This window comes from Microbacterium paulum (assembly GCF_015707995.1).
Classification (GTDB): domain Bacteria; phylum Actinomycetota; class Actinomycetes; order Actinomycetales; family Microbacteriaceae; genus Microbacterium; species Microbacterium paulum.
Genome location: NZ_JAAGRY010000052.1, coordinates 1 through 24,193, shown reverse-complemented (window position 1 = coordinate 24,193; position 24,193 = coordinate 1). Strand labels below are relative to the sequence as shown.

The 24,193-nt window shown below is 70.8% G+C and carries 20 protein-coding genes; 14 read left to right on the top strand and 6 right to left on the bottom strand.

What is annotated here, in order from left to right:
• Positions 1 to 78 precede the first annotated feature (78 nt).
• Positions 79 to 1,494 carry a DUF6421 family protein gene (locus G3N18_RS12165; RefSeq protein ID WP_196384551.1) on the bottom strand — a complete coding sequence of 472 codons (1,416 nt, stop codon included), beginning with the start codon at positions 1,492 to 1,494 and terminating at the stop codon, positions 79 to 81.
• A gap of 70 nt (positions 1,495 to 1,564) precedes the next feature.
• Here G3N18_RS12165 and G3N18_RS12160 point away from each other — a divergent pair, with 70 nt between their 5' ends.
• From G3N18_RS12160 to G3N18_RS12140, 5 genes are all read left to right on the top strand, one after another.
• Positions 1,565 to 2,020: an Lrp/AsnC family transcriptional regulator gene (locus G3N18_RS12160; protein WP_196384550.1), complete on the top strand. Its 456-nt coding sequence runs from the start codon at positions 1,565 to 1,567 to the stop codon at positions 2,018 to 2,020.
• A gap of 75 nt (positions 2,021 to 2,095) precedes the next feature.
• The gene (locus G3N18_RS12155) at positions 2,096 to 3,319 is read left to right on the top strand and encodes a histidine kinase (RefSeq protein ID WP_196384549.1); all 1,224 of its coding nucleotides are present in this window, start codon (positions 2,096 to 2,098) and stop codon (positions 3,317 to 3,319) included.
• On the top strand, positions 3,316 to 3,975 hold the full coding sequence (locus G3N18_RS12150; protein WP_196384548.1) for a response regulator: 660 nt from the start codon (positions 3,316 to 3,318) through the stop codon (positions 3,973 to 3,975). The genes G3N18_RS12155 and G3N18_RS12150 overlap by 4 nt, the downstream gene beginning before the upstream one ends.
• A 416-nt stretch (positions 3,976 to 4,391) precedes the next feature.
• Entirely contained in the window at positions 4,392 to 5,153 is a 762-nt protein-coding gene (locus G3N18_RS12145) for an ABC transporter ATP-binding protein (RefSeq protein ID WP_196384547.1), read from the top strand.
• A 128-nt stretch (positions 5,154 to 5,281) separates the two neighbouring features.
• Positions 5,282 to 6,661 (top strand): FtsX-like permease family protein, encoded by a 1,380-nt coding sequence (locus G3N18_RS12140; RefSeq protein ID WP_196384554.1) that lies wholly within the window; start codon positions 5,282 to 5,284, stop codon positions 6,659 to 6,661.
• Positions 6,662 to 6,789: 128 nt separating this feature from the next.
• Here G3N18_RS12140 and G3N18_RS12135 read toward each other — a convergent pair whose 3' ends face one another.
• Positions 6,790 to 7,341 (bottom strand): hypothetical protein, encoded by a 552-nt coding sequence (locus G3N18_RS12135; protein WP_196384546.1) that lies wholly within the window; start codon positions 7,339 to 7,341, stop codon positions 6,790 to 6,792.
• 64 nt (positions 7,342 to 7,405) lie between these two features.
• Here G3N18_RS12135 and G3N18_RS12130 point away from each other — a divergent pair, with 64 nt between their 5' ends.
• On the top strand, positions 7,406 to 8,050 hold the full coding sequence (locus tag G3N18_RS12130; protein WP_196384545.1) for a 2-phosphosulfolactate phosphatase: 645 nt from the start codon (positions 7,406 to 7,408) through the stop codon (positions 8,048 to 8,050).
• A 146-nt stretch (positions 8,051 to 8,196) separates the two neighbouring features.
• On the opposite strand, the gene G3N18_RS12125 is transcribed toward G3N18_RS12130, so the two are convergent.
• The 3 genes from G3N18_RS12125 to G3N18_RS12115 form a co-directional block, all read right to left on the bottom strand.
• Positions 8,197 to 8,688 carry a SprT-like domain-containing protein gene (locus tag G3N18_RS12125; RefSeq protein ID WP_196384544.1) on the bottom strand — a complete coding sequence of 164 codons (492 nt, stop codon included), beginning with the start codon at positions 8,686 to 8,688 and terminating at the stop codon, positions 8,197 to 8,199.
• A gap of 49 nt (positions 8,689 to 8,737) precedes the next feature.
• A complete protein-coding gene (locus tag G3N18_RS12120) occupies positions 8,738 to 9,265 on the bottom strand; it encodes a hypothetical protein (protein WP_196384543.1) in 528 nt (175 codons plus the stop codon).
• A gap of 116 nt (positions 9,266 to 9,381) precedes the next feature.
• Complete coding sequence (locus G3N18_RS12115) at positions 9,382 to 10,242, bottom strand: spermidine synthase (RefSeq protein WP_196384542.1); 861 nt, start codon at positions 10,240 to 10,242, stop codon at positions 9,382 to 9,384.
• A gap of 460 nt (positions 10,243 to 10,702) precedes the next feature.
• Here G3N18_RS12115 and rpoB point away from each other — a divergent pair, with 460 nt between their 5' ends.
• From rpoB to G3N18_RS12095, 4 genes are all read left to right on the top strand, one after another.
• Entirely contained in the window at positions 10,703 to 14,203 is a 3,501-nt protein-coding gene (gene rpoB, locus G3N18_RS12110) for a DNA-directed RNA polymerase subunit beta (RefSeq protein WP_196384541.1), read from the top strand.
• A 42-nt stretch (positions 14,204 to 14,245) separates the two neighbouring features.
• Positions 14,246 to 18,121 carry a DNA-directed RNA polymerase subunit beta' gene (gene rpoC, locus G3N18_RS12105; RefSeq protein ID WP_196384540.1) on the top strand — a complete coding sequence of 1,292 codons (3,876 nt, stop codon included), beginning with the start codon at positions 14,246 to 14,248 and terminating at the stop codon, positions 18,119 to 18,121.
• A 153-nt stretch (positions 18,122 to 18,274) separates the two neighbouring features.
• Positions 18,275 to 18,889 (top strand): hypothetical protein, encoded by a 615-nt coding sequence (locus G3N18_RS12100; RefSeq protein ID WP_196384539.1) that lies wholly within the window; start codon positions 18,275 to 18,277, stop codon positions 18,887 to 18,889.
• A gap of 104 nt (positions 18,890 to 18,993) precedes the next feature.
• Entirely contained in the window at positions 18,994 to 20,001 is a 1,008-nt protein-coding gene (locus G3N18_RS12095) for a S41 family peptidase (protein ID WP_196384538.1), read from the top strand.
• Positions 20,002 to 20,026: 25 nt separating this feature from the next.
• On the opposite strand, the gene G3N18_RS12090 is transcribed toward G3N18_RS12095, so the two are convergent.
• Positions 20,027 to 20,737, bottom strand: coding sequence for a hypothetical protein (locus G3N18_RS12090; protein WP_230404154.1), 711 nt, complete (start codon positions 20,735 to 20,737; stop codon positions 20,027 to 20,029).
• Between the two features lie 176 nt (positions 20,738 to 20,913).
• Here G3N18_RS12090 and G3N18_RS12085 point away from each other — a divergent pair, with 176 nt between their 5' ends.
• From G3N18_RS12085 to G3N18_RS12070, 4 genes are all read left to right on the top strand, one after another.
• Positions 20,914 to 21,900, top strand: coding sequence for an ABC transporter (locus tag G3N18_RS12085; protein ID WP_196384537.1), 987 nt, complete (start codon positions 20,914 to 20,916; stop codon positions 21,898 to 21,900).
• A 39-nt stretch (positions 21,901 to 21,939) separates the two neighbouring features.
• Positions 21,940 to 22,410: a DUF6121 family protein gene (locus G3N18_RS12080; RefSeq protein ID WP_206693200.1), complete on the top strand. Its 471-nt coding sequence runs from the start codon at positions 21,940 to 21,942 to the stop codon at positions 22,408 to 22,410.
• A gap of 57 nt (positions 22,411 to 22,467) precedes the next feature.
• On the top strand, positions 22,468 to 23,133 hold the full coding sequence (locus G3N18_RS12075; protein WP_196384536.1) for a spermidine/putrescine ABC transporter substrate-binding protein: 666 nt from the start codon (positions 22,468 to 22,470) through the stop codon (positions 23,131 to 23,133).
• A gap of 94 nt (positions 23,134 to 23,227) precedes the next feature.
• Positions 23,228 to 24,193: serine/threonine-protein kinase (locus tag G3N18_RS12070; RefSeq protein ID WP_196384535.1), on the top strand; the 966-nt coding region annotated here is incomplete at its 3' end.

Sequence of the window (24,193 nt, the reverse complement as noted above, 5' to 3'; positions counted from 1 at the left end):
CCACCCACGCCCGGCTCGACGGCGCCGTCCGCCTCCGGCGCGGCGGCGTCGCCCACGCCCGGCGCGCCGGCCTGCGCCTCAGGCATCCCGCCCGGTGATCCCCTCGGTGCCGGCGATCACATCCCGCATCTTCTTGTCGAGCGCCTCGAAGAACATCGACAGCGGGAACTCGTCGTCGAGCACGGCGTCGGTGTAGCCCTTCGGCGCTCCCGCGAGAACGTCGTCGGGCAGGCCGCGCGCCCACTGAGAGGCGGGGTGCGGCGTCACGACCGAACGCACGAGGTCGTATGCTGCGAGCCAGTGCGCCACCTTCGGGCGGTCGATCGATTCCCAGTAGAGGCGGTCGATGGCATCCGACAGCGCGATGACGGCGGCGGGCACCTCGTTCCAGTCGAACGCGAGCTGCGTGTCGGTCCAGTGCAGCACGCCGCGCTGGTGCAGCCACGCGAACAGCAGCTGCCCGCCGAGTCCGTCGTAGTTGCGCACGCGCGAGCCGGTGATCGCGAAGCGGAAGATCCGGTCGAAGATCACGGCCTGCTGCACGAGCCGGGCGCGATCGGCGATCTCACCCTCGCCCTCGCCGAGCGCGACGCACGCTCGGAACGCCGTCAGGTCGCAGCGCAGCTCTTCGAGCGAATACAGGAAGAACGGCATCCGCTGCTTGATCATGAACGGGTCGAACGGCAGGTCGCCGCGCATGTGCGAGCGGTCGTGGATGAGGTCCCACATGACGAACACCTCTTCGGTGAGCCGCTGGTCGGCGAGCATGCGCGCCGTACCCGCGGGCACCTCGAGCTTCGTGATGTCGGATGCCGCGGCCACCACCCGGCGGAACCGCGCCGCCTCACGGTCTTGGAAGATCGCGCCCCACGTGAACGTCGGCACCTCGCGCATCGCGACCGTCTCGGGGAACAGCACCGCCGAGTTCGTGTCGTAGCCGGGCGTGAAGTCGATCAGGCGCAGGCTCACGAACAGGCCGTTCGTGTAGGTGTGCTCGAGCTCGGCGACGAACTCGGGCCAGATCACCTCGCACAGCACCGCTTCGACGAAGCGGCTGCGCGACCCGTTCTGCGTGTACATCGGAAAGACGACCAGGTGCGCCAGCCCGTCGACGCGGTGCTGCTGCGGCTGGAACGCGACGAGCGAGGCGAGAAAGTCGGGCACGCCGAAGCCGCCGTCGGCCCACTGCTCGATGTCGACGATGGATGCCGCGAGGTAGGTCTCATCGTGCGGGAACAGCGGCGCGAGCGTGCGGATCGCCGCCGCGATCGTCGCGGCCAGAGTGCGGGCCGCGGCGTGGTCGGCCGGGTCCGGCACCGAGCCGTCCTGCGCCTGGAGCTGCTGCAGGGCGGTCGCGGCCTCTTTCAGCGCGAGCCACGCCGGCTGCTGCTCGACCGGCCGCCCGTCCTCGACGAGCGGCTGGGTCACTCGGTCGTCTTCGACGACCTCGGGCTCTCCGATGATGGACTTCGCGAGAGAAGCGGTCAGCGACATGTGAACCTCCGATCGACGTATGCAGGAATATTTCCGGCGAAAGAGCAATGGTGCCGTTAGTATTCCATGTATGGATGACTCTGTCGACACGATGATCGTCGCCGAACTGTCCCGCGACGGCCGCGCGACGCTCGCCGACCTGTCGGCCGCGGTCGGCCTGTCGGTGTCTGCGGTTCAGGCGCGACTGAAGCGGCTCGAGGCCCGCGGCGTCATCACGGGCTATCGGGCCACGGTCGACGCCGAGGCGGTCGGACGCCCGCTCGCCGCGTTCATCGAGATCACCCCGCTCGACCCCGCCCAGCCCGACAACGCGCCCGAACTCCTCGAACACCTCGACGCGATCGAGGCCTGCCACTCGATCGCCGGCGACGCGGCGTACATGCTGTTCGTGCGCGTCGCCTCGCCGCGCGCACTCGAAGACCTCGTGCGCGACATCCGCATGGCAGCGAACGTGCGCACCCGCACGACCGTCGTGCTGCAGAGCTTCTACGAGCACCGCCCGCTCGTCGCCGCGCCCGCGCACTGAGCCCCGCGCCCGAGCGGCCTGCGAATACCTCTCCCGATGGATGCCGCGGCCCGCGCCCTCGCGTAGCGTCGAAGCGTGTTCCGTCCGCTCACCCGCGCTCAGCAGGTCTTCGACATCGTCGGGGCCGCGCTGTTCGCGCTGTTCGCGTTCGCCGCCGCACTTCTGCCGTCGACGTCGTTTGGCATCGGTTCAGGCATCGTCGACTCCCGCGTCGCGATGGTGGTCGCACTCCTTCTCACGGTGGTCTTCTCGCTCGCGCTGGCGCTGCGGCGGCGCTCGCCGGGCCTGGCTCTCGCGATCTCGTGGCTCGCCGCGACCGCGCAGATGGCGACCGGCCTGCCACCGCTGCCGGCCAACCTCGCGATCTTCGCGGTGCTCTACACGACCGCCGCCTACGGAACGCGGCGCGTCTTCTGGGCGGGTTTCGCCTCGGCGCTCGGCGGCGCCGCCGCGATCGCGCTGTACCTGCTCGCCCCGGGACTGCTCCGCGCCAACGACGTGAACCCGCTGTCGGTCGGGTCGGCAGTGTTCGCCGTCGTCATGACCTTCGTCGCCTCGGCGCTCGCGCTGCTGCTCGCCTGGACCATCGGGGCACTCGTGCGCACCGGCATCCGTGCCCGCGAGAACCGGCACGCGCAGCAGCTCGCCGAGGCCGAGGCCGCCGCCGAGGCCGAGCGCACGCGCATCGCACGCGACATGCACGACGTCGTCGCGCACTCGCTCGCCGTCGTGATCGCGCAGGCCGACGGTGCCCGGTACGCCGCAGCGAGCAACCCGGATGCCGCGGCGAGCGCGCTCGGCACCATCTCGTCGACCGCACGCGCGGCCCTCGCCGACGTGCGGATGCTCCTCACCCAGCTGCGGCACACCCAGGCCGACGGCCCCCAGCCGACCCTCGCCGACCTCGAGCAGCTGTACGCGCAGGTGCGTGCGGCGGGCGTCGATCTGCGGATCGACGTCGACCCGATGCCGCGGGGCGAGACACCGGCATCCCTGCAGCTCGCCGTCTACCGCATCCTGCAAGAAGCGCTCACGAACGCCCTGCGGCACGGCGACGGCACGAGCGCGGGCGGCCGCGTCGACGTGCGGTTCGCGTGGCACGATGAGCGGGTGGAGGTCGTCGTCAGCAACGCCCTCGGCGCCGCGGCCGACGGCACCGACAGTGGCACCGGCCGCGGGCACGGACTGATCGGCATGCGCGAGCGCGCGCAACTCGTGGGCGGCACGCTCGAGGCGGCGCCCGACGGTGCCGGCCTCTTCGTCGTGCGCGCGAGGTTGCCGAGAGAGGTCGCGGCATGAGCGGCCCGATCCGCGTCGTGCTGGTCGATGACCAGGCGCTCTTTCGCGCCGGCATCCGCATGGTGATCGATTCGCAGCCCGACCTCGAGGTCGTCGGCGAGGCCGGCGACGGTGCCGAGGGGCTCCGCGTCGTGCGTGCGACGAGGCCCGACGTCGTGCTGATGGATATCAGGATGCCCGTCATGGACGGCCTCGCCGCGACCGCCGAGCTGCTCGCCGACCCGTCGCTCGCCGATGCGCCGCCGCGCATCGTCATGCTGACGACGTTCGACCTCGACGAGGCCGCGGCGCGCGCCATCCGGCAAGGTGCGAGCGGATTCCTGCTCAAAGACGCCGAGCCCGAGCTGCTGCTCGCCGCCCTCCGCACGGTGCATGCCGGGTCGTCCGTCATCGCGGCGTCGGCCACCCGCGACCTCTTCGCGCACTTCGCGGGCCGCGCGCCCGCCGAGGTGCCCGCCGCCTACGGCGAGCTCACCGAGCGCGAGCGCGAGATCTTCGCCCTCGCCGCCCGCGGCCTCTCGAACGCCGAGATCGCGCAGCGCGAATACCTGTCCGAGGCGACGGTGAAGACCCACATCAGCCGCATCCTCGGCAAACTCGCCCTGCGCGACCGCGTGCAACTCGTCGTCTTCGCCTTCGAGCACGGCCTCGCCTGACCCGCGGGTCACCCCGCCGCCGCGCCGGTCACCTGCCCGCGCGCCCCGCGCCAGCCACCGCCCTGACGCGTGACGAATCCCTGCTGGCTGCGACGCGTGCACACTCCACACCGGCGGCGAGTGCTCACCAGCCCCACCCAGCAGTTCTTCGTCACCCCGCCTCGAGTTCGGTCGCGCCGGACCGACGGTGCGGCCGGGCAGATCCCATCTGCCACCCGTGGCAACAGCAGGGCGAACCGACCGAATCGGGCGCCGCCGGCCGTGCCATGGTCGATTTCCCCTGCTTTTGCCACGCCAGGCCTCCGCACTGCCCACCCGCGCCGCCCACCTGCGCCACCCGGATCATCCTCGCGATGTACGAGGCCGCGACCCGAGGCCGACGCGGGGCCGCCCGCGTCGTTCGTAACGTCGAAGGCATGGAGATCACGACCACAGAGCTCGGGCTCGCGGCCCGCGTGCAGCACCTCAGCAAGACCTACGGCGCCGGCGAATCGCAGGTGCGCGCGCTCGACGACGTGACGGTCGGCATCCGGCGCGGCGAGTTCACCGCCGTCATGGGGCCCTCGGGATCGGGCAAGTCGACGCTCATGCACATCATGGCGGGACTGGATGCCCCGTCGGCAGGCCGTGGCTGGATCGGCGACACCGAGATCACGGGCCTGTCCGACCTCGAACTCACCCTGCTGCGCCGGCGGCGCGTCGGCTTCGTCTTCCAGGCGTTCAACCTGGTGCCCACGCTCGACGCGATCGGCAACATCCTGCTGCCGTTCGACCTCGACGGGCGGCGCCCCACGGCGATCGAACGGGCGCGCATCGACGGTCTCGTCGAGACGCTCGGGCTCGGCGCGCGGCTGCGCCACCGCCCGCACCAGCTGTCGGGCGGGCAGCAGCAGCGCGTCGCGATCGCGCGGGCGCTCGCGACCGCACCCGACCTCGTCTTCGCCGATGAGCCGACCGGAAACCTCGACTCGCGCTCGGGCCGCGAGGTGCTGACGCTGCTCGCCGCGGCGAGCCGTGAGCACGGTCAGTCGATCGCGATGGTCACGCACGATGCGGTCGCCGCGGCGCACGCCGACCGGGTCCTGTTCCTCGGCGACGGACGGATCGTCGCCGACAAGCCGCGACAGAGCGCCGAACAGGTGGCGGCGTTCATGCTGGCCGCCGAGGTGCCGGCGTGAGCGCGGTCGCAGCGGGCGGAACAGCCGGCGCCCCGACCCTCGGCCCCGCATCCGACCCGACCCCCGCCGGATCCCGGCGCGGCGCGGCTCGTGGCGGCGCCGGCTGGGCCTGGCTGCGCGAGCGCGGCATGGGCGCGACGGTGCTCGTGGCGGCGATCTCGACGGCGTTCGGGGTGCTGCTGCTGAGCGCGACCGGCTACATCGGCGCGTGGCTCGCCGCCGATCCGACGTTCGGCGACAGCGACACCGCGACCCTCGTCATCGGGGTTCTGAGCGTGCTGCTCGTCGGGGTTGCCGTCTACGTGGCTTCGATCGTCACGGCCAACACGTTCGCGACGATCATCGCCGGGCGCACGCGCGGCATCGCGCTGATGCGTCTCATCGGTGCGACGGCGCGCTCGCAGCGACGCGAGGTCGCGGCGCAGGGTTTGGCGGTCGGGGTGATCGGCGCTCTTGTCGGGCTCGTGGTCGGAACCGCGGCCGCCGCCGTGCTGCTGCGCTGGGCGGATGCCTCGTTGGGCATCGACCCCGGCTACGACGTCGTTCGCCCGGCGCTGGTCATCCCCGCGGCGATCGTCGCGCTGACGACGTGGGCGGGTGCCTGGTCGGGGTCGCGCAGGGTGCTGTCGGTGACGCCGCTGCAGGCGATCGCGGGTGCGGCGCCGCGCGGTCACGACGAGCTCTCGCGCTCGCGGGGGCGCCTGATCGGTTCGACGCTGCTGCTCCTCGGCGGTGCGGCGCTGCTGGCCCTCGGGGTGGTCCTCGGACTCGTGAGCCCGCTCGGTGTCGTGGTCGCGTTCTTCGGTGGCGTGCTCTCGTTCACGGGCCTCGCCCTGGCGGCGGTCGTGATCATGCCGCCGCTGCTGCGCCTCACCGGACGGTTGTTCGGTCGCTCCGCCGCGGCGCGTCTCGCCGCCGAGAACGCGCTGCGCTACCCCGAGCGCTCGAGCCGCATGGCGATCGGCGTCGTGATGGGCGTCACCCTCGTGGTGATGTTCGCGGTCGCCAACGAATCGGTCAAGGCGGTGCTGTCGTCGGCGGCCGGTGGCGAGCCGCCCGCGCAGCTGAAGCAGCTGATGGACACCTTCGCCGCCATCATGATGGGCCTCGTGGCCGTCTCGGCGGTGATCGCCGCCGTCGGTCTCGTGAACCTGCTGACGATCGGGGTGGTGCAGCGCCGCCGCGAACTCGGCCTGCTGCGCGCGCTCGGCCTCACCTCGGGTCAGGTGCGCCGGGTGGTGCTGCTCGAGGCGGTGCACGTGACGATCACCGCGCTCGCCCTCGGGCTCGCCCTCGGCATCGCCTACGGGTGGGTCGCCGCGCAGTCGCTGCTCGGCTCGGTCTCGGTGCCGCCCGCCTGGACGTCGCCAACGGTCATCGCTCCCGCGATCCCCTGGGGTCCGGTGCTGGTCGTGGTGGCCGCGACCGCCGTCCTCACCGTTGTCGCCGCCGTCGTGCCGACGCGCCTGGCGACCCGGGTCACCGCCGTCGAGGCGCTGGCCGAATAGCCCCGGCGGCGATCGCGCGGCTTCGGGTGCCGTTCGCGACGCCGATGCGCGCGGGATGCCGCGGTCTGGCTTCGACCGCGGCATCCCCTTTTCTCATACGTGCGCGCCTCACGCGCCTCACGCGGGTCTTACGCGGGGGCGTCGTCGTGGGCGAACTCCGGGTCGTGCGCCCACGTGGGGGCGAGGGCGCGCAGGCGCATGCCGCGCCACTGCCAGGTCGCCCAGAGCACGGGCCAGAGGGCCGGGGCCGCGCGCCCGCCGATCACGAGGCGGTCGCGCCACAGGGTCTTCGCGGGGTCGCCCGGCGCGGGGCTGACCGCCATCTGGTGGTCCCAGACGTCGAGCGTCGCGAGCGGACCTGTCAGCGGGATGCCGCTGTCACGGAAGATCCGCACCTCACCATGGGCGTCGCGCACGGTGCGCTCGCTCACGTGGATCAGCTGCTCGCCGAGCGACAGCCCGCCACCCCGACCTCCCGCGTCGCCCGGCGCGCCCGCGCCGATCGTCATCCGCACCGGCACGTCGGCGCCGGGTTCGAGGCGCGAGGGCATGCCCGCGGCATCCATCGGCGCCAGGTCGACGAACGGGCCGTAGAGGTCGGCGATCGCGCGCGGCGAGTGCAGCGCACGCCAGGCCGCGTCGGCGTCGCAGTCGAGCACGAGCTTGAGCATGATCCGCATGCGGTCAGTCTGACACCGGCCAGGGCCGTGCGGGGCGGCCGGCGCGCGGGCCTAACGTGGAGGGGTGAGCGATCCCTTCGACCAGTCCCGTTACCAGGTGCGCTTCGAGTGGGGTGTCGACGGCCTCACACGGCTCGCGGACTCCGAGGTCGTCGTCGTGGTCGACGTGCTGCGATTCAGCTCGACCGTGGTGGCGCGCCTCGATGCGGGCGAGACGGTGCCGCTGGATGCCGCGGCGCACGCCGTCTCGCTCAACGGGGCGGCCGTGGCGCACGCCGTCGCGGCGCTCGATCACGAACCGCTCGTCGTGCTCGGCTCGCTCCGCAACGCCGCCGCCGTCGCGGCCGCCGCGCTCGCCGACCAGCACCGCCGCGGAGCCCGCACGAGCATCGCCGTCATCGCCGCGGGTGAACTCGTCTCGGACGCCGACGGAGCACCGCTCCGGGTCGCCGTCGAAGACCTGCTCGGCGCCGGCGCCGTCATCGACGCGCTGAGCACCCTCGGTGTCGACCACACCTCACCCGAGGCGGCGGCCGCCTGCGAGGCCTTCCGCGGGCTCCGCGGCGCCGTCCGCCATCTGCTCACCGCGAGCGGATCGGGCCAGGATCTCATCGAGCGCGGCCTGCGCGACCAGGTGCTCGCCGCCAGTGAGGTGGATGCCTCGGCATCCGTGCCCGCCCTCCGCTCCGGCGTCTTCACCGCCTACTGAACGGTGCCGTCCCGCGGAGCGACGCGGATTCGTCGGATCGATGGTGCGGGAGTCGGCTTCCACGTATCTCCCGTACACACCAGCCCCACGGGTCCGACGGTTGAGCAGCGACGCCGCGGCGCCCCCCCCGCGGCGTGCGCGCGGGCTCAGTCTCGCGGCGTCATCGCCGCGAGACGGGTGGCGGGGGTGATCTCGCGGCGCGTCCAGACGAACAGATGCCGCGCGTCGAAGGTCGGCGAGCACACCGCGCACGACGTGGCGCGGGTCGCACGCCGGTGGCGGTAGGCGACGTGCCCCGCGGGGCAGACCCCCACCCAGGGGGCGAGTTCGGTCGCCGTCTCGCCGTGGTGGGTCGTGCCGCCCGTGTAGCCGAGGCTGCGCGCGGTGCGCTTCCACGCGGCGCCGTGCCCCGCTCGGGCCCCCGCCAGGGCGTGCGCCACCTCGTGCAGCAGCGTCTGCCGGTTCGTCGCGTCGTCGTAGCGGGCGCTCAGATAGCGCGACACCGTGATGCGTTTGCGCGTGTAGTCGCAGGCACCGGCGCGGCGCTTGGCGTTGTCGAAGGCGAACGACCACGAGGCATCCAGGTGTGCGGCGATGAGGGCCTCGGCCTCACGGCGCACGGACTGCAGGTCAGACATCGCGGTGCTGTTCGGTCATGCCCGAAAAAGGAGAACAGACCTACGACACTCAGCTGGCGACCGGCGCGCCCGAGCGACGCCGCTCGGCGGCTTCGATCGCCACGAGGGTCGACTCGAGCTCGTCTTCGGGAGCCCCCGCCTCTTGCCGCAGGAACAGCGCCCGCTTGAAGTCGGCCCGCGCATTGACGAAATCGCCGGTGTCGTAGAACACCTTGCCTCGGTGCTGGTAGGCGAACGCCGCGAGCGCGGCCCAGCCCTGCCCCTCGGCCTCCTCGCCACACGTCGTGAGCTCCTGGATCGCCGCGGCGTAGGCCCCGCGGCACTGCAGCACGGTCGCGTGCAGCACGCGCGAGCGCAGCAGGTCTTTGCGCGGTCCGCCCATGCGCGCGACGCGCACCGACTGCTCCGACAACCGCAGCGCGTCGTCGAGGTCACCGGTCACCTTCAACAGCCACACCCGCTCGAGCAGGGCCGGCAGCGACCGCTGGTCGCCGAGGTCCGCGAGCCGCTCGCGGCACTGCTGCACATCGACGATCTCGCGCAGGGTCTGCGGGTCGTATCCCTGGATGTAGCTCACCGGCATCCCCCTTCGTCCACGGGCAGGTTCGCGCGCGTGCGGTTCGCCTCTCCAGTCTCACCCGAGCGGCGGGCCTTCGGCCGAGCCGGGTCGGCGCGCCGCCCAGACCGCCTTCGTCAGAGCTCGAAGAGGGATGCCGAGGGCTTCGGCGAGGCGCTGGCGTCGGCATCCGTCACCACCGCCGCACCGCGCGCGAACGCGTCGATCTCATCGCCCTGCGCGACTTTGGCGGGGTGCGGGCCGGCGGCCATGAGGCGGGGCAGCCACTCGACGGGAAGAGGTGCCGCGGATGCCGCGATCACGAGATTCCCGAACCGTCGCCCCTTCAGGGTCTGCACCTCGGCGAGCACGATCACTTCGGGCAGCACCGCGCGCACGGTCGCGACTTGGCGCCGCGCGAAGGCCAGGCCAGCGCCGTCGGCGATATTGACGAGCAGCACGCCGTCGGGCGCGAGCAGTCCCGCGAGCACGCGGTAGTACTCGACTGTCGTGAGGTGCGCGGGGGTCTGCGCACCGGCGAACACGTCGGAGACGACGAGGTCGGCGGCGCCCTGCAACCCCGCGGGGAGCTTCGCGGCGACGGTGCGGGCATCGCCGATGCGCACCCGCACCTGCGCATCGCGCGGCAGGGGAAGCTCGGCGCGCACGAGGTCGATGAGGGGCTGCTCGAGCTCGACGACCTGCTGGCGGGAGCCCGGCCGGGTGTGCGCGATGTAGCGGGGGAGGGTGAGCGCTCCGCCGCCGAGGTGGATCGCGGTGATCGGCTGCCCGGGCAGGCGGAGCCGATCGATCACGGCGCTCATGCGGGCCACGTATTCGAAGTGCAGGTGCGTCGGATCGCCCGGATCGACGTGCGACTGCGGCGTGCCGTCGACCTCGAGCTCGTAGCCGCCCGCGAACCGACTCGGCACGACGCGGGCGATACTGCCGTCGCCGAGGCGCACCTGAGCGGGCTCTTCGACGTGGGCGCGGGCCATGCCCCCACGCTAGCGCCCTTAGTCCTCTCGCTCCTCTCGCCCCGCCCCCTCACCCCGCCCCCTCTCGCCCCGCCCTTCCCTCCCCGCGAGCCGCCACGTTTCGGTCGAGCCGCTACGTTCTGGCGCGCCGAATCATGGCGGCTCGGCCGAAAGATAGCGGCACGGCGAAAGAAGGGGCGGGGGAGGGGAGCGCGCAGAGACGGGGAGGAGAGGGGAGGCGCGCGCGGTTATACCGCAGCGGCAGAAACTCGTCAAGGATTGGGGTTGCCGTGGCGCGTCGCGCGGGCTATAGTGGGTAGTTGCGCTCCCTTCCCCCATGCCCTCATATGGTGGTCGGCGTGCGTCTGCAGATACCCCGCCGCTCGTGACGATGCGGCGGCGCGTGGCAGACGTGGGAACGGAGCACTCCACCTGACGACAAGGAAACCGGCCCCTGCCCGGGCTCACGGAGGTAATCCCCTTGGCTGCTGCGCGCAACGCAACCAATTCCACCACCACCCCCAAGAACGGCCGCGGCGCATCGCGCCTGTCGTTCGCGAAGATCACCGACACGCTCGAGGTCCCCGACCTTCTGGCGCTGCAGACGGAGTCCTTCGACTGGCTCGTCGCCAACGACGCGTGGAAGGCACGCGTCGCCGAGGCGAAGGCTCAGGGCCGCACCGACGTGCCCGAGACGAGCGGCCTCGAGGAGATCTTCGAGGAGATCTCGCCGATCGAAGACCTCGGCGAGACCATGCAGCTCTCGTTCACGAACCCCTACCTCGAGCCCGAGAAGTACTCGATCGAGGAGTGCAAGGAGCGCGGCAAGACCTACGCCGCCCCGCTGTACGTCGAGGCCGAGTTCATGAACCACCTCACCGGTGAGATCAAGACGCAGACCGTCTTCATGGGCGACTTCCCGCTGCAGACCGGCAAGGGCACGTTCATCATCAACGGCACCGAGCGTGTCGTCGTCTCGCAGCTCGTTCGTTCGCCCGGTGTCTACTTCGACAAGACGCCCGACAAGACGAGCGACAAGGACATCGTCAGCGCCCGCGTCATCCCGAGCCGCGGCGCCTGGCTCGAGTTCGAGATCGACAAGCGCGACCAGGTCGGCGTGCGCATCGACCGCAAGCGCAAGCAGTCGGTCACGGTGTTCCTGAAGGCCCTCGGCCTCACGAGCGAAGACATCCTGAACGAGTTCGCCGGCTACGAGTCGATCGCCGACACGCTCTCGAAGGACACGATCCTCACGAAGGAAGACGCGCTCCGCGACATCTACCGCAAGCTCCGTCCGGGCGAGCAGGTCGCCGCCGAGGCCGCCCGCGCGCTCCTCGACAACTTCTATTTCAACTCGAAGCGCTACGACCTCGCCAAGGTCGGTCGCTACAAGATCAACCAGAAGCTCGGCCTCGACAAGCCGCTGAGCGACTCGGTGCTCACGGTCGACGACATCGTCGCGACGATCAAGTACCTCGTGGCCCTGCACCGCGGGGATGCCTCGATCCCGGGCATCCGCAACGGTGAAGCCGCCGAGATCCGCCTCGACACCGACGACATCGACAACTTCGGCAACCGCCGCATCCGCGCCGTCGGCGAGCTCATCCAGAACCAGGTCCGCACGGGTCTGTCGCGCATGGAGCGCGTCGTCCGCGAGCGCATGACCACGCAGGACATCGAGGCGATCACGCCGCAGACCCTGATCAACGTGCGCCCCGTGGTCGCCGCGATCAAGGAGTTCTTCGGAACCTCGCAGCTGTCGCAGTTCATGGACCAGAACAACCCGCTCGCGGGTCTGACCCACAAGCGTCGTCTGTCGGCCCTCGGCCCCGGCGGTCTGTCGCGTGAGCGCGCGGGCGTCGAGGTGCGCGACGTGCACCCCTCGCACTACGGCCGCATGTGCCCCATCGAGACCCCGGAAGGCCCGAACATCGGCCTCATCGGCTCGCTGGCATCCTTCGCGCGCATCAACGCGTTCGGCTTCATCGAGACGCCGTACCGCAAGGTCGTGAACAGCAAGGTCACCGACCAGATCGACTACCTCACCGCCTCGGAAGAGAACGACTACATCGTCGCTCAGGCCGGCGCCGAGCTGACCGCCGACGGATCGTTCGCGAACGAGCGCGTGCTCGCCCGCCGCGGTCAGGGCGGCGAGGTCGACATGTTCCACGCCGACGAGATCGGCTACATGGATGTCTCGCCCCGTCAGATGGTGTCGGTCGGTACGTCGCTCATCCCCTTCCTCGAGCACGACGACGCGAACCGCGCCCTCATGGGTGCGAACATGCAGCGTCAGGCCGTGCCGCTGCTGCGCAGCGACTCGCCGTTCGTCGGTACGGGTATGGAGGGCTACGCCGCCATCGACGCCGGTGACGTCGTCACCGCCGACAAGGCCGGTGTGGTCATGGAGGTCTCGGCCGACGTCGTGACCGTGCAGCTGGACGAAGGCGGCACGAAGGACTACTTCCTGCGCAAGTTCGACCGCTCCAACCAGGGCAACTCGTACAACCAGCGCGTCATCGTCTCGGCGGGCGACCGGGTCGAGGTCGGCGAGGTCATCGCCGACGGCCCCGCCACCGAGAACGGCGAGCTGGCGATCGGCAAGAACCTCCTCGTCGCGTTCATGACGTGGGAGGGTCACAACTTCGAAGACGCGATCATCCTCAGCCAGGACCTCGTCAAGAACGACACCCTCTCCTCGATCCACATCGAGGAGTACGAGGTGGATGCCCGTGACACCAAGCTCGGCAAGGAGGAGATCACCCGTGACCTCCCCAACGTCAGCCCCGACCTGCTGAAAGACCTCGACGAGCGCGGCATCGTCCGTATCGGCGCCGAGGTGCGCCCCGGCGACATCCTCGTCGGCAAGGTCACGCCCAAGGGTGAGACCGAGCTGTCGGCCGAGGAGCGCCTGCTCCGCGCGATCTTCAACGAGAAGAGCCGCGAAGTGCGCGACACCTCGCTGAAGGTTCCCCACGGTGAGCAGGGCACGATCATCGCCGTCAAGGAGTTCAACGCCGAGGACGGCGACGACGAGCTCGGCTCGGGCGTCAACCGCCGCGTCGTGGTCTACATCGCCCAGAAGCGCAAGATCACCGAGGGCGACAAGCTCGCCGGCCGCCACGGCAACAAGGGTGTCATCGCGAAGATCCTCCCCGTCGAGGACATGCCCTTCCTCGCCGACGGCACGCCCGTCGACGTGGTGCTGAACCCGCTCGGCATCCCCGGCCGCATGAACTTCGGCCAGGTGCTCGAGACCCACCTCGGGTGGATCTCGAAGCAGGGCTGGAAGGTCGACGGCTCGCCCGAGTGGGCCGCGCACCTGCCCGAGGCGGCCCGTGAGGCAGCCCCCGGCACGAAGGTCGCCACCCCGGTGTTCGACGGTGCGTACGAGGCCGAGATCGCCGGTCTGCTCGACTCGACGCTCCCGAACCGCGACGGCGAGCGCCTGATCGACTCGTCGGGCAAGACGCAGCTGTTCGACGGCCGCTCCGGCGAGCCGTTCCCGGCGCCCATCTCGGTCGGCTACATGTACATCCTGAAGCTGCACCACCTGGTCGACGACAAGATCCACGCGCGTTCGACGGGCCCGTACTCGATGATCACCCAGCAGCCGCTCGGTGGTAAGGCGCAGTTCGGCGGCCAGCGCTTCGGTGAGATGGAGGTGTGGGCCCTCGAGGCCTACGGTGCCGCGTACGCGCTGCAGGAGCTCCTCACGATCAAGTCCGACGACATCGTGGGCCGCGTCAAGGTCTACGAGGCCATCGTCAAGGGCGAGAACATCTCGGAGCCCGGCATCCCCGAGTCCTTCAAGGTGCTCATGAAGGAGATGCAGTCGCTCTGCCTGAACGTCGAGGTGCTCTCGGCCGACGGCACGCCGGTCAACCTCCGCGACACCGACGATGAAGCCTTCCGCGCGGCGGAAGAGCTCGGCATCAACATCTCCACCCGGTTCGAGTCCTCGTCCATCGACGAGATCTGACCCGCGGCACCCGCTTACAGAGTTACGAACACAGGAGAACCAGTGCTCGAGTCCACCACCTTCGATCAGCTTCGCATTGGCCTTGCCACCGCCGACGACATCCGTCGTTGGTCCTACGGCGAGGTAAAGAAGCCCGAAACCATCAACTACCGCACCCTCAAGCCCGAGAAGGACGGTCTGTTCGGCGAGCAGATCTTCGGCCCTTCGCGCGACTGGGAGTGCGCCTGCGGCAAGTACAAGCGCGTGCGCTTCAAGGGCATCGTCTGCGAGCGCTGCGGCGTCGAGGTCACGAAGTCGTCGGTGCGCCGTGAGCGCATGGGCCACATCGAGCTCGCCGCGCCCGTCACGCACATCTGGTACTTCAAGGGCGTGCCTTCGCGCCTCGGGTACCTGCTCGACATGGCGCCGAAGGACCTCGAGAAGGTCATCTACTTCGCCGCGTACATGGTGATCTCGGTCGACGAGGAGGCCCGTCACCGCGACCTGCCGACCCACGAGGCGAACCTGCGCCTCGAGATCAAGAACCTCGCCGACCGTCGTGACGCTCGCGTCGCGGCGCGCCTGGCGAAGCTGGAGGAAGAGCTCGCCGTCCTCGAGAACGAGGGCGCGAAGGCCGACCAGAAGAAGAAGGTCAAGGACGCCGCCGAGAAGGAGATGGCGTCGATCCGCAAGAACGCGGACGACCAGGTCGCCCGTCTCGAGCGGATGTGGGACGAGTTCCGCAACCTCTCCGTCGGTCAGCTCAAGCAGGAGGACGACGTCTTCCAGGAGCTGCAGGACCGCTTCGGTCAGTACTTCGAGGCCTACATGGGCGCCGAGTCGATCCAGCGTCGCCTGCAGGCCTTCGACCTGGCTGCCGAGGCCGAGAACCTGCACCTGCAGATCTCCGAGGGCAAGGGCCAGCGCAAGATCCGTGCGATCAAGCGCCTGAAGGTCGTCAACTCGTTCCTGCAGACGGGTATGTCGCCGGCATCGATGGTTCTCGACGTCGTTCCGGTGATCCCGCCGGAGCTGCGCCCGATGGTGCAGCTCGACGGTGGCCGCTTCGCGACCAGTGACCTGAACGACCTGTACCGCCGCGTGATCAACCGCAACAACCGCCTCCGTCGCCTGATCGACCTCGGTGCCCCCGAGATCATCGTCAACAACGAGAAGCGCATGCTGCAGGAGGCCGTCGACGCGCTGTTCGACAACGGTCGCCGCGGTCGGCCGGTGACGGGCACGGGCAACCGCGCGCTGAAGTCCCTCAGCGACATGCTGAAGGGCAAGCAGGGCCGGTTCCGCCAGAACCTGCTCGGCAAGCGCGTGGACTACTCGGGCCGTTCGGTCATCATCGTCGGTCCGCAGCTGAAGCTGCACCAGTGTGGCCTCCCCAAGCAGATGGCGCTCGAGCTGTTCAAGCCGTTCGTGATCAAGCGTCTGATCGACCTCGGTCACTCGCAGAACATCAAGGCCGCCAAGCGCGCCGTCGAGCGCACGCGCCCCGAGGTGTGGGACGTGCTCGAAGAGGTCATCCGCGAGCGCCCCGTGCTGCTCAACCGTGCGCCTACGCTTCACCGCCTCGGCATCCAGGCGTTCGAGCCGCAGCTCGTCGAGGGCAAGGCGATCCAGCTGCACCCGCTCGTCTGCGCGGCGTTCAACGCCGACTTCGACGGTGACCAGATGGCCGTGCACCTGCCCCTGTCGGTCGAGGCCCAGGCCGAGGCGCGCATCCTCATGCTCGCGTCGAACAACATCCTGAAGCCGTCCGACGGCCGCCCGGTGACCCTGCCCTCGCAGGACATGATCATCGGTCTGCACCACCTGACCACGGTCAAGGAGGGCGCTGCCGGTGAGGGTCGTGTGTTCGGCTCGGTCGGCGAGGCGATCCTCGCGAAGGACGAGGGCACCCTCGACCTGCAGGCGAAGGCGCGCATCCGGATCCCCGGCCTGACGTTCCTCGAGGGCGAAGCGCCCGAGGGCTACGAGCGTCACGGCCTGGTGGATGCCTCGCTCGGTCAGGCGATCTTCAACGACACGCTTCCCAAGGGCTACCCGTTCGTGCGCGAGCAGGCCGACAAGGGCAAGCTGTCGCAGATCGTCAACAAGCTCGCCGAGGAGTATCCGAAGGTGGAGGTCGCGGCCTCGCTCGACCGCATCAAGGACGCCGGTTTCTACTGGGCCACGCGCTCGGGTGTGACCGTCGCGCTCTCGGACGTGCTCACGCCCCCGAACAAGGCCGAGATCATCGCCAAGTACGAGAAGCTGGCGCAGAAGGTCCAGGCCCAGTTCGAGAAGGGTCTCGTGACCGACGCCGAGCGTCGTCAGGAGCAGATCAAGATCTGGACCGAGGCGACCGACGAGGTGCAGGCCGCGATGAAGGCGAACTTCCCCGCCGACAACACCATCAACCGCATGGTCTCGTCGGGCGCCCGTGGTAACTGGCTGCAGATCCGTAACATCGCCGGCATCCGAGGCCTGGTCAACAACACCAAGGGTGAGATCATGCCTCGCCCGATCATCTCCTCGTACCGCGAGGGGCTGTCGGTCGCCGAGTACTTCACCGCGACGCACGGTGCCCGTAAGGGTCTGGCCGACACGGCCCTCCGTACCGCCGACTCGGGTTACCTGACCCGACGCCTGGTGGATGTCTCGCAGGACGTCATCATCCGTGAGGACGACTGCGGCACCACAAAGGGCCTCGAGTTCACGATCGCCGCTCCGGGTGCCGACGGCACCCTGGTGCGCGACGCGAACGTCGAGAACTCGGTGTTCGCCCGCACGCTCGCCGCAGACGTCGTCGCCCCCTCGGGCGAGGTCGTCGCCTCGGCCGGTGAGGACGTCGGCGACGTGCTGATCGACAAGCTGGTGGATGCCGGTGTCGAGACCATCAAGGTCCGCTCCGTCCTCACCTGCGACTCGGCGGTCGGCGTCTGCGCGAAGTGCTACGGCCGTTCGCTCGCGAGCGGAAAGCTCGTCGACATCGGCGAGGCGGTCGGCATCATCGCCGCCCAGTCGATCGGTGAGCCCGGCACGCAGCTGACCATGCGTACCTTCCACACGGGTGGTTCGGCCTCGGCCGACGACATCACCCAGGGTCTGCCGCGCGTGCAGGAGCTGTTCGAGGCGCGTACCCCCAAGGGTGCCTCCCCGATCGCCGAGGCCGACGGTCGCATCACGATCGATGAGACCGACAAGGCCAAGAAGGTCATCCTGACGCCCGACAACGGCGACGAGCCGCACGTCTACCCGGTGCTCAAGCGCGCCACGCTGCTGGTCGAAGACGGCCAGCACGTGACGGTGGGCCAGCCCCTGCAGGTCGGCACGCTCGACCCCAAGGAGGTCATGCGTGTCATGGGTGCCCGCGAGGTGCAGAAGTACCTCGTCGGCGGCGTGCAGGGCGTGTACCGCTCGCAGGGTGTGCCGATCCACGACAAGCACATCGAGGTCATCGTGCGCCAGATGCTGCGGAAGGTCACCGTGGTCGACCACGGCGAGACCGACCTGCTGCCGGGCGAGCTGGTCGACTTCAAGCGCTACCAGTCGATGAACCGTGCAGCCGTGGCCGAGGGCAAGCGCCCCGCGTCGGGTCGCCCGGAGCTCATGGGTATCACCAAGGCGTCGCTCGCGACGGAGTCGTGGCTGTCCGCGGCATCCTTCCAGGAGACGACCCGCGTGCTCACCCAGGCGGCCATGGAGGGCAAGAGCGACCCGCTCGTCGGCCTCAAGGAGAACGTCATCATCGGAAAGCTCATCCCCGCCGGAACCGGTCTTGCGAAGTACCGCAACGTCACGGTCGAGGCGACGGAAGAGGCCAAGAGCGAGCGGTACCCCAACCGCATCTTCGCCTCGGACGGCGCGTACTCGGGCGACGACCTGAGCTACGTCGACTTCGACAGCTTCACGACCGACGACTTCACGCCGGGCACCTACAACTGAGCCTGACCTGATCGCACCGAAGGGCCCCGGGACCACCCCGGGGCCCTTCGGCGTTCCCGGGGCGGGCAGGGGCGGGGCAGGGCGCGAGGCGGATCGGGGCGGCTCGCGGGGGAGTGCGGGGAGGGGGAGACCGGGCGGGGTTAGCGTGGGGGCATGGCACGAGTCGGCGGCAGGAACGCGGCGTTCGCGTGGGTGGTCGGACTCGGCTGCCTGACGATCCTCGGCGTGCTCGCCGCGCTCGCGGTGCCGATGATCCCGGCATCCGTCGCCTGGTTCGGCGGAGCGGTCGAGAACGCGCAGGGCACCGCCCCGACCTCGGCGCCCGTCGCCGCGGCGGGCGACGACGAACCGACTGCGCTGCCGACGGAGTGCCCCGAGCTCTACGACGAGGCCCTCTGGGCGACGATGCGCTTCAGCCGCGGAGCCGTGCTGACCCCCGCGAAAGACGCCCCCGTGACGACCGCGACGGCGCTCGTGACGGCCCTCTCACCCCAGGTGCAGCTCACCTGCTTCTGGCACGCCGACGAGGGCACCGTCTCGACGACGCTCGCGACGGTGCCGCCCGATGCCGGCGCGATCGCCGCGGCGGCCCTGCCCGCGTCGGGCTTCGGCTGCGAGACCGAGGGCGAACGCACCCGCTGCACGCGCACCGACGGCGACCTCACCGAGACGATCGAGGCCGGCGGTGGACTGTGGCTGTCGACGAGTGAGGATGCCTGGCATCCGGCCGGCTACGTCAGCCGCACCGGCGACCGCATCTGGGGCTGACCCGGCGCGACCGACGGTCGCCGTGCCGAGATCATCCGATCGAGGGACGGCGATGCCCTCTCCGGGCGGATGCGCGTCGCGGTCGTCGGCGGAAGAATCGAACCATGAGTGCACACACGTCGACTCCTGCCCGCCGCCGTCTGTGGATCGCCGTGGCGTTCACCGCGGCGTTGGCCGCGGTGATAGGAGGGTTCGTCATCGTTCAGCCGAGGCTCGAGCGCGCCGGGATCTTTCTCGTGCCGCCCACGCCCACGCGCTACGCCGAGCTCGCCCTCGAGCGGCTTGACGAGGGCATCGTGGGCACGGAGAAGACACGCGCCGAGGTGCGCGAACGGGTGCTGGCGGAAGCCGCCGCCGCCCCCGACTTCGCCTCTCTGCACCCGGTGCTCGCCGAGGCGGCGAAGACCCTCGGGGGTGATCACAGCAACCTGTTGACCGGTGCGGATGCCGCGACGGTGGCCGACACGACGCGCGCCGACGCCGCGGGTCCGGTGCCGACGCCGACCGTCACGACGCAGAGCGGTGTGACCACGATCGTCGTTCCGGCGCTGGACAGTGTGTCGACCGCGGATGCCGAAGCGTACATCGCGGCGGCGCGTGATGGGCTCGAGAAGGCACGCAGCCAGACGACCGCGGGCTGGATCGTCGACCTGCGCGGGAACGGCGGAGGCGACCTGTGGCCGATGCTCGGGGCGCTCGCCCCGCTTCTGGCCGACGGGCACGTCCTCTCGTTCGCCTACGTCGATCATGCCGACGAGGTCACCGTCGACGGCGGGACGGTGCGTCAGCGCGACGCCGTGCAGGCGAGCGCGCCCACCACCTTCACGACCGATCTGCCGGTCGCCGTGCTCATCGACGGGGGCACGGGGAGCTCGGGCGAGGCGGCCGCGATCAGCTTCATCGGCCAGTCGGGAACACGACTGTTCGGGGCTCCGAGCTACGGGTTCAGCACGGCCAACCAGGCGACGTCGCTCTACGACGGCGCCGTCCTGAACATGACCGTCGCCGTCGATGCCGACCGCACCGGCACGCGCTACGGCGTGCCGATCGAGCCCGATGAGCAGTCCGGCGACCCCGCGTCGGCCGCTGCCGCCTGGCTGATGGGGCGCTGATCGCCGGCGCCACCGCGTCTCGGCGTCAGGACGAAGGCGACGGTGAGGCCGACGGCGTGGCGGGGGAAGACGACGTCGCGAAGCGCGACGGGCCTCCCGACGCGGGCCAGAGCGCGTCGATGACGGCGTCGGTGTAGCCGGTCGGCGAGAGGTTCGAGTATTGGGTGTCGACGATCACGCCGTCGCGGTAGAACAGGGTGCGCCCCTGCTGCAGGGGGAGGGGCCCGCTCTCCCACGTCGACTCGCAGCGGACTCCGCCGTTCGGCTCGTAACAGGTGTAGCCCTCGTTCCCCAGGGCGTACAGCGCGTCGCGCGCCTCTTGATCGGGCGCATAGCCGATCACGGTCACGAGCCAGGTGGCCGCAGCCCCCGGTTCGCCCCACACGCACACGCGCGAACTGTCGGGACGGATGCCTCCGCCCATTCCCGGCGCGTTCAGCGGCACGCCGTCGAGCTGGGCGAGCACCGCGTCGTCGAGCAGGTCGCGGCAGCCCTGCGGCAGATCGGCGAGCAGCGCCGTGGTCGAGGTTGAAGGCCCTGTCGGGAACGGCGCGAGCGACGGCGAGGCGGAGGGCGACGGTGAAGCGGATGCCGAGGCATCCGAACTCCCGGTCGTCGCGGAGGTGTCGGGGGTGCCGGCGCAGCCGGTGACGAGGGCGGGGAGCGCCACCGCGAGTACGGCCCACGTCGCCCACGTGGCCCGCGCGGCGGGGCGGGTGCGGGTGCGGCGCGACATGCCTCAACGATAGACAGCGCGGCCGCGTTCGCCGCGTGTGACACGGTGGCCGAGGCATCCGTTCCTCGCAGACACGGCGCCGAACCTGCCGGGCGACGCGGGGGCCTCGCGTTACGCTCACTGTGCGGCGGCCTGGAGATCTGCGAGGGATCGGCCCCGCGTGAGGAGCACACGCCATGAGCGACCACAAGTACGGCGAGCCGGTCGAAGACAGCACCGCGCCCGGCGAGACGACGTCGGCCGACGAAGCCGTCGCGCGCGCCCACGAAGGCCTGGCCGACGCCGAGGCCGCCTCACGCGACGTCGTCGAGGGCGATGACGTCGCCCGTCACGACGCCGCCCCGCACACCGAGACCTATGCCGCCGAGCCGGCCGTCGCCGATGTCCCGACGGTCGTCGCGCCGGTCGCCGGCAGCCTCTACGCCGACGACCCGGTCGACGAGTCGTACACCCCGGGCGCCTACTCCGACGGTGTCTACGCGCAGGAGTCCTCGTCGACCAGCGCCTACGCCGACGCCCCGACCGAGATCGTCGCGCCCGCCGGTCACGTCGACGCCCCGACCGAGGTCGTCACCCCCGTCGTCGCCTCGACGCCGCAGCCGATCTTCGTGCAGGCGCCCGAAGCGCCGCGCCCGCGCGGCAACCGGGCCGCGGCCGGTCTCATCGGCCTGCTGGCCGCCGTCGCCTTCGGCATCCTCTATCTCGCCGCCGCGCTGGGCCTGCGCGCCATCGACGGCGAGGTCACCGGCGCGAACGTTGGCTCCGAGGCCCTCGCCGCGCTCTCGTCGTGGTGGTTCTGGGTGCCGGTTGTGGTCTTCTACCTCGCGTTCTGGCTGCTGGGCGCGATCATCAACCGCGGCAGCTGGGCGCACTGGGTCATCTTCGGCCTGCTCGTGGGCGTCGCCTCGTACGGCGGACACCTGCTCGGCCAGCTCTTCCAGGCTCCGTTCTGGCAGCTGACCGCCAGCCAGGGCCAAGAGGTCGTGCGCGGCCAGCTGCTCGCCCCCCTCGCGATCGTCGCCTTCGTGCTCGGGCGCGAGCTGACGATCTGGTTCGGCGGGTGGGTCGCGGCCCGCGGCAAGCGCGTCAGCGAACTCAACCGCGAGGCGCAGCGCGAATACGAGCGCACCCTCGAGGCCGGTCCGCGCCTGCACCAGAGCTGACCGCGATCCGCTGATCGCGAGGCAGGGCGGCGAGAGGTCGTGACCGAGCCGCAGCCCGGCGTGAGCGCGCCGGTCGCGCTCGCGTTCGGCACCGTCGGATTTTTCGCGCTCGTCGTCGCCGGGTTCGGACTGCTGAGCCTCGCGACCGGCGACGAGGTGCTGCCGGTGACCGGCCTCGGGCCCCTCCCGGGGATCGCGGCCGTCGTGTTCGCCGTCGCGGCGTTCGTACTCACGGTGTGGGCGGTCGTGCGCCGGCCCGCGCCGCGCTACAGCGGCGTCGTGCTCGTGGTGGTCGCCGTCTTTCTCGCGTACCTGATCGGCCTGCTCGTCGGGGCCATGTTCGGCGGGATCGATCTGGCGCGCGCGATCGCTGCGGCGGGCGCGTTCGCCACGTCGTGGTTCGCCGTCGTCCTGGCATCCGCGGCCCTCGTCGCGGGCTGGACGGCCGTCGCCCTCGTACGCACCCGCACCGGTCGCCCGCGGTGGCCCTGGGAGCCGCCCGCCGAGTGACGGGCCGATTCGCGCGAAATCCCGCCCGATCGGCCCCGCGCGGGCGACAATGGAGCCGTGGAGCGGTCGATCGAGACCCAGGTCAGCCAGGCCGTGGACGCCTGGCTGCGCTGGTTGCCGCGCTGGGAGCCCGCGACCCACCGCGGACGGGTCGCGCCGTGCCGCCGCTGCATCGGGTCGCCGGTGCTCTCTGCCGCGGGCCTCGGCGCCGACGTGCCGCACGGCGTGCAGCACGGGCTGTCGACCCGGGTGAAGACGATCATCGACCACGCTGTCGCCGAGTACACGTCGCTGAACCTGCCCATGCTGCAGGCCGAGCTCGACCAGCAGGCGGCGCGCAACCGCGCGCGCAGCTACCGCCCGAGCGAGGGGCTCGACCCCGAGTTCGAGGGTCTGCCGCTCGACCCCGACCCGGTGCCCGGGGCGCCCTTCCTCTTCACGATCGGCGGTCTGGCCGAAGAGGCCGACGCCGACGTCCCCGACCTGCCGCCGCTCACCGACGAGGCGAAGGCGGCCCTCCGCCAAGAGGTCGGGCTCGCCGACGACTACGCGAACATGATCGGCCGCGAGGTGTGCGCGGTGCTGCTGCATCACCGGCTGCGCATCCAGGCATCCGTCGCCCAATACGTCGAGCCGCAGATCGCGGCGATGCTCGAAGAGCTGACGCGCTCGCTCGACGCCCCGTTCGACCCGAACGGCGACGCCGGCCTCGCCGAGCCGTAGACACCGCCGATGGGGGCGAGAGAGCGCCGTCTTGTTAGCATTACCGGGTCTTCGAAGAGGCCGAAGGCGAGAACACCAGAGGGCTGGGGGTGCCATGACGCGCAGGCTGCCCTCCGCGCCGCCGTTGCTCCCCGGTCTCGACTATGTGCGCCCGCTCGGCTCGGGCGGCTTCGCCGACGTGTTCCTCTATCAGCAGGACATGCCGCGCCGTCAGGTGGCGGTGAAGGTGCTGCCGTCGGGCGAGCGCGATCCCGATCTGCTGCGCATGTTCAACGCCGAGGCCGACGTGCTCGCGCACCTCTCGGCGCACCCCGCGATCGTCACGGTCTATCAGGCCGGCATCTCGGCCGACGGCCGGCCGTACATCGTCATGGAGTACTGCCCGGGATCGCTCGCGCAGCGCTACCGCATCGAACGGATGCGTGTCGACGAGGTCATGGCCATCGCCGTGCGCCTCGCGGGCGCCCTCGAATCGGCGCACCGGGCGGGGCTCATCCACCGCGACATCAAGCCCAGCAACATCCTCATCACGACATTCGGCTCGGCGGTGCTCGCCGACTTTGGCATCTCGTCGACGCTCGTGCGCTCCGACGGCGACGAGGTGCTCGCCATGTCGATCCCGTGGAGCGCGCCCGAGGTGGTCGCCGAGCAGACCGGCGGCACCGTGTCGAGCGAAGTGTGGAGCCTCGGGGCCACCGTGTATTCGCTGCTGGCCGGGCACAGCCCGTTCGAGCGCCGCGAGCGGGGGCAGAACACCCGCGACCTCATGCGCCGGCGCATCGCGCGGGCGACCTTCGTGCCGATCGCGCGCGACGACGTGCCCGACGCCCTGCAGCAGGTGCTCGCGACCGCGATGGCCCGCGATCCCGAGCGCCGGTACCGCACGGCGGCCGAGTTCGGCGAGGCGGTGCGCGAGGTGCAGCGCGCTGAGCAACTCGCCGCGACCCCGCTCGAGGTGCCCGCGGCGGAGTGGATGCCGGCGGCGGCGACGGTCGATTTCGCCGACACCACCGCGCGCGGCCCGGTGCGCAGCCGGGGCGCGCACGAGGGCCGTCGCGCG